We start from the raw sequence: 12,023 nt of genomic DNA on the forward strand, positions 1-12,023 counted from the left end.
GGTTCTCTCCTACTTGCTGTGTGCTGAGCTCTGAATGAGCGAAAGTTCTGCGTCGATGCGCGCGTTCCACGCACGGCGTCGTTCCTGGCGTTCCTCGGCGCTGATGCGCGGCTCGAAGACGTCGCCCTCCCCCATGGACGCCACCGCCTCCTCGAGCGAGTCCCAGAGCAGCCCGTCGCTGCCGGCCAGGAACGCCGCGCCGCGCAGGCTGGCGCCCTCGGAGGCCGGGAGCCGGCGCATCGGGACGCCGATGAGGTCGGCCTGCATCTGGATGAGGGGGTCGCTCGCAGACATGCCGCCGCCGACCACGATCTCGGTGATCGAGGTGCCGGCGACCTGCTCGTCCGCCTCGGCGCTGGAGGCGACGGAGTGCGCGATGCCCTCGAGCACGGCGTAGGCGATCTCTGGCAGTGTCGTCGACATCGAGAAGCCGCTCAGCGATGCCTTCATGTGCGGTTCCATGACCGGCATCCGGATGCCGGTGAGGGCGGGGATGAACATGACGCCGTTGGCGCTCGGCACGGTCGCGGCCAGCTCGCTGATCTGCTTGGACGACTCGAACCAGCCGAGTGTGCCGCAGACCCAGTCGAGGGCGGAGCCGGTGGTGGCCGTGAAGGTCTCGATGGTGAAGACGGAGGTGTTGTGGCGGCGCCAGCCGACCAATGTGAGGGCGCCGTCGTAGAGGCCGGGGTTGGCCGGGGTGTCCGGGCCGATCACGAGGTCGACGAAGCTGCCCGTGCCGTGCACGCACATGGCCTGGCCCTTGCGCAGGCAGCCGAGGCCAACGGTGCCGGCGTGCTGGTCGCCCGCGGCGGCGAGGATCGGGATCTCGATGCCGAGCAGCGCGGCGCTGGTCACCCCGAAGTCGTCGGCGTCCTGGTGCAGCGCCGGAAGGAGGTCGAGCGGGAAGCCGAGTGCGGCGATCCACTCGTACTCGTAGTCGTGCGCGTCGAGGACGTAGGCGCCGGCCGAGGTGGCGTTGGTGGAGGTGGCGGCGTAGATGTGGTCCCGCGAGAGGCTCCACAGCAGCCACGTCTCGACCGTGCCGAAGCCGAGCCGGCCGTCGCGGTGGGCCTCGGCCACCTCTGTGCTCTCGCGGAGGTGGTGCGCGGCCCACAGGTAGGGGGAACGCACCCCGGTCGGCCGCCCAACGGTCGCGATGAGGCGATCGTTCCACTCCGGGCCCATCGCGGCGAGCTCGTCGGAGTAGCGGCTGTCCTGCCAGACCATGGCGGGCACCAGGGCCCGGCCGGTGGTGGTGTCCCAGAGGACGGTGGTGGCGCGCTGCGTGGCGATGGCCATTGCGCGCAGGCTCACCCCCTCGCCTGCCGCACGGGCGATGACCGTGCGGCAGGCGTCGAGGGTCTTCTCGAGAATTGCGTTGGCATCCTGCTCGACTACTCCGGCAACCGGAGTGTGCACCCGGAGGGGTCGGTACTCGAGCGCATGGACGAGGCCGTCGGCCGTCACCCAGGCGGCACGCGTGCCGGTTGTTCCTGCGTCAATGCTCAGAATTGCGGAGATCGTCATGGTGGCTGCCTCTGCCTGTATTACCGGGAAACGAGGGATGCCGCGGCGGCCTCGGCCGCGCGGGCCTGGGCTGCTGCATCGCTCTTGAACTGCGGTGCGTTCGTCTCTTCATCGGGGCTGACGGTGGCGCGCGTGGGGTCCCACTTGATCACCGAGCAGATGATGAACGCGGCCAGGGGCACCGCGGAGAGGATGAGGAACGTCGGACCGAGGCCGATTCCCTCCTTGAGCAGCGGGAAGATGAGCAGGCCGAGGGCCGCTCCCATGCTGCCGATGGCGCCGATGATGCCGTTGGCGCCCGCACGCAGCTCGCTGCGGAAGGACAGCGTCGACAGGCTCTTGCCGTTGGCGCCCGGACCGGCCGAGTGGAACAGGATGAACAGCGACGGCACGATGAAGGCGAGCCAGATCGGCATGCTCTCGTAGAAGAAGCCCAGGATGACGAGCATCACGAAGACCGCACCGAAGCCGACGGCGGATGCGCGGCGCAGGCCGAGCTTCTTGCCGACTACCGGCGACATGAAACCACCGAACACGCCGAACAGGTTGAACACCAGCGCACCGAGGGTGGCCACGACGAAGTCGGCGCCGAACAGCGTGAGGCTGATGATCGGCAGGTACCAGCCGACGGCGAAGTACTGGATGGACTGCGCCATCTGCACGGTCGCGGCCAGGATCGTGCGCTGGCGGTAGGTGCCGCGGAAGATCAGTGCGACATTGGCGATGCCCCTGGTGGCCTGGTTGAGCACCGGGATGCGGTCGGCCACTGCGGCCACGGTGAACTTCTCGCCGTAGATCTTGGTCATCGACCGGGCGGCCCGCTCCAGCTTCTCCTTGCGGGCGAGCCAGGTGGGGCTCTCCACCATGAAAACGGCCTGCAGCACGAGCAGAACGAGCGCGACCACGCCGGCGGAGCCGACGGCGAAGCGCCAGATCGAGTCACCGACGCCGAGGTTGTAGAAACCGATGGCGAGGATGAGGTTGGTCGAGACTGCGACGTACCAGATCCCCTGCCAGGTGTTCAGGCGCGCCTTGAAGCGGGCCGGGGTGAACTCGGCCAGCAGCGCCATCGCGATGGCGAAGTCAATGCCGTATGCGGCGCCGACGAAGAAGCGGCCGGCGAGCACCATCTCGAACGTCGGGGCGAAAGCGGCGAGCGCGGCACCGATGAGTGCGAGCAGCTTGGCGAAGAGCAGCGGGGGAATGCGCCCCCACCGGTCGGCGAGCCATCCGCCGATCGGGTTGAACACGATGGCCACCCAGGATGCCAGCGAGGTCAAGATGGCGACCTGCGTCGCGCTCAACTCCATGTCGCGCGTCATCGGGCCGAGGCCCGCGCTCAGCGCCGAGTTGGAGAACGCGTCCAGGAACAGCCCGCTGAGCGCGAGCCACCAGATGACTGCTGCACGGCCGCTGATCCGCGGACGAGCATCGATGAATGAGACGACGTCGCTGACGCCTCGGATGACAAGTGATTGCACTGGCCGACCTCTCTGTCGGGAAACCCTGCCAGAGAAAAACGCCACACAAAAAAAGGGCAAGACGAAGACTCCAACAGGAAGTCTCCAATTCTTAACCCTATTGAGCACGACAGTAACCGGTGCCGTGCGCGGATGTCAATTTCTGCTCGGTACGGCGAAACGGCGCCACCTGAGGTGGCGCCGTTTCGACGGAGGTGTCGCGAGCCGGGGCAGGATGCCGCCGGGCCGCGCGGCTACAGGCCCTGCGCCAGGCGGTAGTACGCCTGGTTCCAGCGCAGCTGCCGGCCGAACTCGCGCAGCTCGGTCGACTCGTCGATGACGAGCAGCTCGGTGCCGGCCATCTCGGCGAAGTCCTGGAACACCTCGATGCCCACCGCCGTCGACATCACGGTGTGGTGGGCGGCGCCGGCGGTCAGCCAGGCGGCCGCGCTCGTGGCGAAGTCCGGCGCCGGCTTCCAGACGGCTCGGCCGACAGGGAGGTTCGGCAGCGGGGCGGTCGGCTGCACCACCTCGACGACGTTGGCGACCAGGCGGAAGCGGTCGCGCATGTCGCTCAGGGCGACGACGACGGCGGGGCCGGAGTCGGCGGTGAAGACCAGGCGCACCGGGTCCTCCTTGCCGCCGATGCCGAGCGGGTGCACCTCGAGCGTCGGCTTCTGGGCGGTCAGCGACGGCGAGACCTCGAGCATGTGGGCGCCGAGGATCAGCTCATTGCCCGGGGTCATGTCGTAGGTGTAGTCCTCCATCAGCGAGGCACCGCCGGGCAGGCCGGCACCCATCACGTTCGCGACGCGCACCAGGATGGCTGTCTTCCAGTCGCCCTCCGCGCCGAAGCCGTAACCGTCGGCCATCAGCCGCTGCACGGCCAGGCCGGGCAGCTGGCGCAGCGCGCCCAGGTCTTCGAAGGAGGTGGTGAAGGCGCTGAAGCCGCCCTCCTCGAGGAAGGCGCGCAGGCCGATCTCGATCGCGGCGCCGTAGCGCAGCGACTCGTGCCGCTCCCCGCCCCGACGCAGCTCGGGGGCGACGGCGTAGAGCTCCTCGTACTCGGCGACGAGGGCGTCGATCGCCGCGTCGGACGCCGCGTGCACGGCATCCGCGAGCTCGTTCACGCCCCAGGTGTTCACCTGCACGCCGAAGCGCAGCTCCGCCTCGGTCTTGTCGCCCTCTGTGACGGCGACATAGCGCATGTTGTCGCCAAAGCGGGCGAGCTTCATGCTGCGGGATGCCGCCCAGCCGGCGGCCGCGCGCTGCCAGACACCGACCTGCGCGGTGACGGCCGGGTTGCTGACGTGGCCGACGACGGTCTTGCGCACGACGCCCAGCCGGGTCTGGATGTAGCCGAACTCCCGGTCGCCGTGGGCGGCCTGGTTGAGGTTCATGAAGTCGAAGTCGATCTCGCCCCACGGCAGCTCGACGTTGGCCTGCGTGTGCAGGTGCAGCAGCGGCTTGGCCAGCGCGTCCAGGCCGTGGATCCACATCTTGGCCGGCGAGAAGGTGTGCATCCAGGCGATGACGCCGATGACGTTGTCGGCGGCGTTCGCCTCGAGGGCGAGCCGGCGGATCGAGTCGGAGTCCTTGAGCACGGGCTTCCAGACGACCTTCACGGGCACGTCGCCCGCGGCGTCCAGCGCGCCGGCGATCTGCTGGGACTGGCTGGCGACCTGGCGCAGCGTCTCCTCGCCGTAGAGGTTCTGGCTGCCGGTGAGGAACCAGACTTCGTAGTGGTCGAGCGAGGTGGTGAGTTTCGGCATGCGGTGCTCTGACATCAGGCAATGGCTCCTTGGGGTGCTTGTCCGTAGACGTTCTGGTAGCGGGTGAAGAGAGAGTCGATCGCCTCCTGGGCGAGCGGGATGAGCGGGCCGCCCTGCCGGGCGATGTGCACGGTGCGGGCGACGTCCTCGACCATGACGGCGGCCTTCACCGCGTCGCGGGCGTCGCGGCCGATCGTGAACGGGCCGTGGTTCGCCATCAGCACGGCGCGCGAGCGGTGGCCGCTCAGCGTCTCGACGATGCCGCGGCCGATCGAGTCGTCGCCGATGATCGCGAACGGGCCGACCGGGATCGGGCCGCCGAACTCGTCGGCCATCGCGGTGATGACGCACGGGATCTCCTCGCCGCGCGCCGCCCAGGCGGTGGCGTAGTCGGAGTGGGTGTGCACGACACCGCCGACCTCCGGCATGTTGCGGTAGACGTAGGCGTGCGCTGCGGTGTCGCTGGAGGGCGAGCGCTCGCTGCCCGGGGTGCCGGCGATCACGGCGCCGTCCAGGTCGCAGAGGATCATGTTCTCCGGCGCCAGGTCGTCGTAGGCGACGCCGGACGGCTTGATCACGAAGAGGTCGGCGCCGGGGACCCGGCCGGAGACGTTGCCGCCGGTCCAGATGACGAGGCCATTGCGCACGAGCTCGCCATGCAGCGCGGAGACGTCCTCGCGCACGGCCTGGATCGCGTCCTCCAGGCCCGAGTCGAAGACGGTCATGCCGCGGCCTCCTGCGCGTCGGCGTCGGCTGCCACGGCGTCCCGCTTCAGCGCACGCAACCGGTGCATCACCTCGTTGCCACCGCGCCCGAAGTAGTCGTGCAGCAGGGTGTACTCGGCGAACAGCGCGTCGTAGGCGTCGGCGGATGCCGCGTCGGGCCGGTACACGTCCTTGTTCAGCTTGCCCATCGCCTGCCCGGCCGCGAGCACGTTCTCGTAGGCTCCGGCGGCGACGGCGGCGTGGATGGCCGAGCCGAGCGCGGGGCCCTGCTCGCTGGCGATGGTGGAGATCGGCATCCGCAGCACGTCGCTGTAGGTCTGCATCAGCTGCGGGTTCTTCAGCAGCCCGCCGGCCACGATGAACTCGGTGACGGGAACGCCGCTGGCGTTGAAGGTCTCCACGATGGTGCGGGTGCCGAACGCGGTCGCCTCCAGCAGCGCCCGGTAGACCTCCTCCGGCCGGGTGGTGAGCGTGGTGCCGAGCACGACGCCGGAGAGCTCGTGGTCGACCAGCACCGAGCGGTTGCCGCTCTGCCAGTCCAGGGCGATCAGGCCGTGGGCGCCGACCGGCTCCCGGTAGGCGAGGTCGGTGAGGTACTGGTGGATGCTGGTGCCCGCGGCATCCGCCGCAGCGACGTAGCCGGCCGGCACCTGGTTCTTGACGTACCAGGCGAAGATGTCGCCGACGCCGGACTGGCCGGCCTCGTAGCCGTAGAGCCCGGAGACGATGCCGCCGTCGACGACGCCGCACATGCCGGGCACCTCCGCGAGGGTGTCGGAATTCATCACGTGGCAGGTGCTGGTGCCCATGATGGCGACCATCTGGCCGGGCTGCACGGCCTGCGCGGCCGGGGCGGTGACGTGCGCGTCGACGTTGCCGACGGCCACGGCGATGCCCTCCGGCAGGCCCGTCCAGGCCGCCGCCTCGGCGCTCAGCGTGCCGGCGGCGTCGCCGAGCTGGCCGATCCGGTGCTCGAGCTTGTCGCTGACGAAGCCGGCGAAGTCGGGGTTCAGCGCGGCGAGGAAGTCGCGCGACGGGTATTCGCCGTCCTGCCAGATGCCCTTGTAGCCGGCGGTGCAGGCGTTGCGCACGTACTGGCCGGTGAGCTGCCAGACGATCCAGTCGGCCGCCTCGACCCAGTGCTCCATCGCCGCGTAGACCGCGGGCGCCTCCTCGAGCAGCTGCAGGCCCTTGGCGAACTCCCACTCGCTCGAGATGAGCCCGCCGTAGCGCGGCAGCCAGGACTCGCCGCGCGCCGCCGCGAGCTCGTTGATGCGGTCGGCGTGCGGCTGCGCCGCGTGGTGCTTCCACAGCTTCACGTAGGCGTGCGGCTGGTCGGCGTAGGCGGGCAGCTCGCTGAGCGGCGTGCCGTCGGCGAGCGTCGGCACCATGGTGCAGGCGGTGAAGTCGGTGCCGATGCCGATCACCTGCGTCGGGTCGATCCCGGCGGCGGCGACGGCCGCGGGAACGGCGCTGCGCAGCACGGCGACGTAGTCGGCCGGCACCTGCAGCGCCCAGTCGGGCGCGAGGGCGAGCGGGGCGCCGGCTGCCGCGGCCGGGCCGGCGGTCAGCGCGGTGTCCATCACGGCGTGCGGGTAGTCGAGGGTGGCGGAGCCGAGCTCTGCGCCATCGGAGACGCGCACGACGACGGCGCGGCCGGAGAGGGTTCCGTAGTCGACGCCGATGACGTACTGCTCGGCGGTGGAAGTGCTGCTCGTGCTCACGCGGGTGCTCCTTTGCTGGCCGCTCACGGCCTCGTTTACAACGTTGTAAACGTAGCAGCCAGAACGCCGAGCGTCTAGGCGAACCCTGATAGCTTGGTGACTCCCACCCACGCCGACGGAGGAGCACCTTGGCCGCAACGCTCTCCGACGTCGCCCGGCTCGCCGGCGTCTCGATCAAGACGGTCTCCAACGTCATCCACGACCACCCGAACATCCGGCCGGCCACCAGGCAACGCGTGCTCGACGCGATCGCGGCCGTCGGCTACCGGCCGAACCTGACCGCGCGCAACCTCCGCTCCGGCCGCACCGGCGTCATCAGCCTGGTGCTGCCGACGCTGCGGAACCCCTACTTCGCCGAACTGGCCGAGGCCGTCATCGAGGCGGCCGAGCGCGAGGGGCTGTCGGTGCTGATCGAGCAGTCCCGGGGCGCGGATGCCGGGGCGCGCGCCAACACGGCGCAGCTCGTCGACGGCATGCTGTTCAGCACGCTCGGCAGCGAGGCAGAGGACACCGGCCTCTACGCCCAGCTCCCGGCCGGCCCCCACTCCCCCGTCGACCACGTGACGATGCGCAACACCGAGGCCATCCGTGCCGCGACCGAGCACCTGCTCGCGCTCGGCCGGCGCCGGATCGTCGCGCTCGGCGCCCGGCCCGGCGACACATCAGGGGCGGGGAGTCTGCGCCTGCTCGGCTACCGGCAGGCACTGGCGGCCGCCGGTCTGGATGCCCGGCCCGAGCTCGAGCGCGCCGTGGAATCCTGGACCCGCTTCGACGGCGCCGCCGCGACCGAGGCGCTTCTGAACTCCGGCACCCCGTTCGACGGCATCGTCGCGTTCAACGATGCGCTCGCGCTCGGCGCCCTGCGCACCCTCGGGCAGCGCGCCATCCGCGTGCCGGAGCAGGTGTCGGTGATCGGTTTCGACGACCTCGACGACGCCCGCTACTCGCTGCCGGCGCTGACGACCATCAGCCCCGGCCGCGAGCAGATCGCCACGCTGGCCGTGCAGATGCTGGCCGAGCGCATCGCCGAGCGGGGAGAGCCGCTGCCGGCCCGCACCATCACGGTGCCGTTCGCGCTGGTCGAGCGCGAGTCGACCGCCCAGAAAGCAGCCGACTGAGCCAGACACGCCCCGTGGACCCTGAACGGGGTGCTGCCGGACAAGCCGCAGGCATGGCAGGCTGTGTCGGATACTGAAGGCCGACGAGGACGTCGATGTGCTCCTCGGGGGATCGAGGAGCGCGCTGGGCCGGATGCAGGGGCAGAGCGCACGCGATCGATGCCCGCATCCACGGCGTGGCCGCCCTCGACCTCTCCGAACTCGACCGAATGTCGGCGCAAGCCGGCGCATCCTGGGGGATCTGACACCGTGCCAACCATGACCGACGCACTCACCACCAAGCTCGACGCCGCCGCCACGCGGGCCGCCGCCCACCGCCTCACCGGCGCGGTGCTCTGGCGGGTGGAGCGCACCGACTCCGACTGGTCCTGGACGTTCGGCGAGCAGGACCAGCCGATCTTCATCGCCAGCATCACCAAGCTGTACACGACGGTGCTGGTGCTGCGCCTCGTCGACGCCGGCCTGGTCGATCTGGACAAGCCCGCCGCCGACTACCTCCCGGCCGGCACCATGCAGGGCCTGAACACCCACGGCGGCGTCGACCACGGCGGCTCGATCACCGTGCGCCAACTGCTCAGCCAGACCAGCGGCATCGCCGACTACTTCGAGGGGCCGGGCGGGTTCCTCGCCGAGTCGCTCGCCGGCGATCTCGCCTGGACCCCGGACGAGGCCATCGAGCGCACTCGACGGATGCCGGCGCGCTTCGCCCCCGGCACCAGCCGCGCGCACTACTCCGACACGAACTTCACCCTGCTCGGCCTCGTGATCGAGCAGGCCGGCGGGCAGAGCTATCGCGACGCGCTGGACACGCAGATCTTCCGCCCGCTCGGACTCGGCAACAGCTACCTCTTCGACCAGGACACGATGCAGCGCTACGACGAGGTCGCGCCGTTCTTCTCGAAGGGCCGGCCGCTGCGCCTGCCGCTGACGCTCGCCTCCTGCGGCTCGCAGGGGGCGATCGTCTCCACGCTGCCCGAGTGCACCCGCTTCCTACGCGCGTTCCTCGGCGGGGAGCTGTTCGACCCGCACTGGCTGCCCCAGCTGACCGCGCAGACGAACTCCGTCTTCGGCCCGCTGCGCTACGGGCTCGGGGTGATGCAGTACGCCCTGCCGCGGGTGTTCTCGCCGCTCGACCCGATGCCACGGCTCGTCGGGCACTCGGGGTCGATCGGATCGGTGCTCTACTACGCCCCCGAGAAGCACCTCGTGATCGCCGGCACCGTGAACCAGATGGACAAGCGCCAACTCTCGCACCAGGTGCTCGCCCGCATCGCCTCACTGGCCGCGCGCGACTGAGGCTGCCGGCGCGCGTCGCGAAGCTCCGCTCAGTCCGCGCGCAGGTAGCGCCAGGGCAGCTCGCGCATGTCCAGCCGGTTGCGCGGGCCGGGCGCATCAATCCGCGCGGGGTCGGCCGCGTCCTGGCCGTATGCGACATCCGGGGGCCACACGGTCATGCCGCCGCCCGGCAGCATGCGTGTGGCGAACTCCGCCCGCTCGCTCCCCCGGGCGCGCTGCAGCAGTGCGGCGACGGATGTCGCACCGAGCAGCCCGTGCAGCGTGAGCCAGGTCGGCGGGAAGAGCCGCAGATCACCGCGCGCGTGCAGCGCGAGCGCGGCATCCGGGCTCAGCCAGCGGTGGCCAATGACCTCGTCCGCCCCCACGGTGACGGGGCCCGCTGGGGCCGCGGCGAGCCAGAACCAGGTGCGCAGGCGCTTCGGCGCCTCCCGGGGCGGGTGCCAGCGCGAGAGCGGCGCGAGCTGCGCCGCCTGCAGCACCAGGCCTGTTTCCTCACGGGTCTCGCGAACGGCCGCGCGCCGGCTCGCCGCCTCCTCCTCGGCCAGTGTGAGGCCCAGAGGCCCGCGCCCAGCCGGGCCGTGCCCGGCGGGAAGATCCTCGGGGTCGACGGCGCCGCCGGGGAAGACCCACGCTCCGGCGAAACTGCCCCGGTCGTGCGGACGCTCGAGCAGCAGCACCTCGACGCCGGGCGCGCGCTGCGCTCCCGCGCGCAGCAGCACGACGGTGGCGGCCAGCCCGGTGACACCCGCCGGCGCCGTGCGATCGTTGGCCTTCATGGCTGTCTCCCTCGACCGCCCCACCCTACGACAAGCGCGCGGGGCACACAGCCCGGTGGCGCATCTCGGCCATAGGATGCGACGAGACAGTCGAAGGATTCATGCATGGACTCCACCACAACGAGCCGCCTCACCCGGTGGCTGCGCGCGCCGAACCCCGGCCCGATGACACTGGACGGCACGAACAGCTACCTGATTCGGGGCACGGATGCCGCGGCGTCCGTGCTCGTCGACCCGGGCCCGCTGGACGAGTCCCACGTGGCCGCACTGGTGGCATCCGGCCCGATCGAGCTGATCCTCGTGACCCACGGGCACGCCGACCACACCGAGGCCAGCGCGCGAGTGGCCGCGCTCACCGGGGCGCCCGTCCGGGCGTTCGACGCCGCCTACTGCATCGGCGCCGCCCCGCTGTGGGATGGCGAGCGCATCGCGGCGGCCGGCACCGAGATTGTCGTGCTGCACACCCCGGGCCACACGGCCGACTCGTTGTGCTTCCAGCTCCCGGAGGACGCGCCCAGCGACGCGGACTCCGCCGACGCCGGCTCCGGCTCCGGCTCCGGCTCCGGCTCCGGCTCCGGCTCCGGCTCCGTGCTGACCGGCGACACGATCCTCGGTCGCGGCAGCACGGTGATCGCCCACCCGGACGGCACCCTGGGCGAGTACCTGGCGTCGCTGGAGCGGCTGGCCGCCCTCGGCCCGGCGCTCGCGCTGCCCGCTCACGGGCCGACACGGCCCAGCCTCGCCGAGGTCGCGGCCCAGTACCTGGAGCACAGGCGGCGGCGCCTGGACGAGGTGCGCGCCGCGCTGGCGACCTTGGGCGTCGACCCGGCGGGTCCGCAGCCCGCGGCGCTCACGGAGCGCGTCACCGCCCTCGTCTACCCAGACGTCGACCCGGCCATCCTGCCGGCGGCCCAGGCTGCCGTGCGCGCCCAGCTCGCCCATCTGGCCGCCGCGTCGGCGCGCTGACGCCGCTCTCAGTGGATGAAGGCCTTGAGCAGCATGATCCCGACCCCGAGCGCGGCGGTCAGCAGCGCGCCCACCAGCCGCGGGGCCTGCCGCCGCGTCCGGCGGGCGACGGCCAGATAGCCGAGCACGCCGAGCAGCACGACGTCCACCCAGAGCGCCGCCCAGACGGCGGCATCGTCGCTGAGCACACCGACCGTGCCGAGCAGGATCACGCCGAGCGGGATCAGCGCGGCGGCGAGCAGGCCCCAGGAGCGCTGCACGCCGTGCGCGATCAGCTTGCGCACCGACACCGCGTCCTCGTCCCCGGTCGCGCCGAAGCCGCCGACGACCTCGGCGAAGATATGCGCGATCCAGAATACGATCACGGTGCCAAGCACTTTGAGGAATACATCGATTGACGCGTCGGACTTCTGCCCCGTGACGATCACCATCGCCGACACCAGGATCACGCCGTAGACGGCCGATTCGGTCACCACCGAGCGGGCGAAGCCGCGCACCCCCGTCGCGTCCGCGCGCTCGCGCACCTCGAGCTCGTTGCCGCCCATCCGACACCCCTCTTCCTTGCAGCGATCCTAGGGGGTCCTCGGCCGGGAACAACAAAGGGCCCGCTCCATCCGGAGCGGGCCCCTCATCCGACGGCCCCGGCGAGGCGGGGC

The 12,023-nt window shown here is 71.1% G+C and carries 10 protein-coding genes; 3 read left to right on the plus strand and 7 right to left on the minus strand.

Annotation, left to right across the window (positions count from 1 at the left end):
* Positions 1-9 precede the first annotated feature (9 nt).
* From BLT62_RS16490 to araB, 5 genes are all read right to left on the minus strand, one after another.
* Positions 10-1,530 (minus strand): FGGY family carbohydrate kinase, encoded by a 1,521-nt coding sequence (locus tag BLT62_RS16490; protein ID WP_083365041.1) that lies wholly within the window; start codon positions 1,528-1,530, stop codon positions 10-12.
* Positions 1,531-1,550: 20 nt separating this feature from the next.
* Entirely contained in the window at positions 1,551-3,011 is a 1,461-nt protein-coding gene (locus tag BLT62_RS16495; protein ID WP_083365042.1) for an MFS transporter, read from the minus strand.
* 233 nt (positions 3,012-3,244) lie between these two features.
* Positions 3,245-4,762 (minus strand): L-arabinose isomerase, encoded by a 1,518-nt coding sequence (gene araA / locus BLT62_RS16500; RefSeq protein ID WP_083365540.1) that lies wholly within the window; start codon positions 4,760-4,762, stop codon positions 3,245-3,247.
* A gap of 14 nt (positions 4,763-4,776) precedes the next feature.
* The gene (locus BLT62_RS16505) at positions 4,777-5,487 is read right to left on the minus strand and encodes an L-ribulose-5-phosphate 4-epimerase (RefSeq protein ID WP_083365043.1); all 711 of its coding nucleotides are present in this window, start codon (positions 5,485-5,487) and stop codon (positions 4,777-4,779) included.
* Positions 5,484-7,211: a ribulokinase gene (araB, locus tag BLT62_RS16510; protein ID WP_083365044.1), complete on the minus strand. Its 1,728-nt coding sequence runs from the start codon at positions 7,209-7,211 to the stop codon at positions 5,484-5,486. Before araB ends, BLT62_RS16505 begins: the two co-directional genes overlap by 4 nt.
* 128 nt (positions 7,212-7,339) lie before the next feature.
* Here araB and BLT62_RS16515 point away from each other — a divergent pair, with 128 nt between their 5' ends.
* Positions 7,340-8,329 (plus strand): LacI family DNA-binding transcriptional regulator, encoded by a 990-nt coding sequence (locus BLT62_RS16515; protein WP_083365045.1) that lies wholly within the window; start codon positions 7,340-7,342, stop codon positions 8,327-8,329.
* 258 nt (positions 8,330-8,587) lie between these two features.
* On the plus strand, positions 8,588-9,625 hold the full coding sequence (locus BLT62_RS16520) for a serine hydrolase domain-containing protein (RefSeq protein ID WP_172829736.1): 1,038 nt from the start codon (positions 8,588-8,590) through the stop codon (positions 9,623-9,625).
* A gap of 29 nt (positions 9,626-9,654) precedes the next feature.
* On the opposite strand, the gene BLT62_RS16525 is transcribed toward BLT62_RS16520, so the two are convergent.
* Entirely contained in the window at positions 9,655-10,401 is a 747-nt protein-coding gene (locus tag BLT62_RS16525) for an NUDIX hydrolase (RefSeq protein WP_083365047.1), read from the minus strand.
* Between the two features lie 105 nt (positions 10,402-10,506).
* Here BLT62_RS16525 and BLT62_RS16530 point away from each other — a divergent pair, with 105 nt between their 5' ends.
* Positions 10,507-11,367: an MBL fold metallo-hydrolase gene (locus BLT62_RS16530; RefSeq protein WP_083365048.1), complete on the plus strand. Its 861-nt coding sequence runs from the start codon at positions 10,507-10,509 to the stop codon at positions 11,365-11,367.
* A gap of 8 nt (positions 11,368-11,375) precedes the next feature.
* On the opposite strand, the gene BLT62_RS16535 is transcribed toward BLT62_RS16530, so the two are convergent.
* Positions 11,376-11,912, minus strand: coding sequence for a hypothetical protein (locus BLT62_RS16535; protein WP_083365049.1), 537 nt, complete (start codon positions 11,910-11,912; stop codon positions 11,376-11,378).
* Between the last annotated feature and the right edge of the window lie 111 nt (positions 11,913-12,023).

Source organism: Microterricola viridarii, assembly GCF_900104895.1.
GTDB classification, from domain to species: Bacteria; Actinomycetota; Actinomycetes; order Actinomycetales; family Microbacteriaceae; genus Microterricola; species Microterricola viridarii.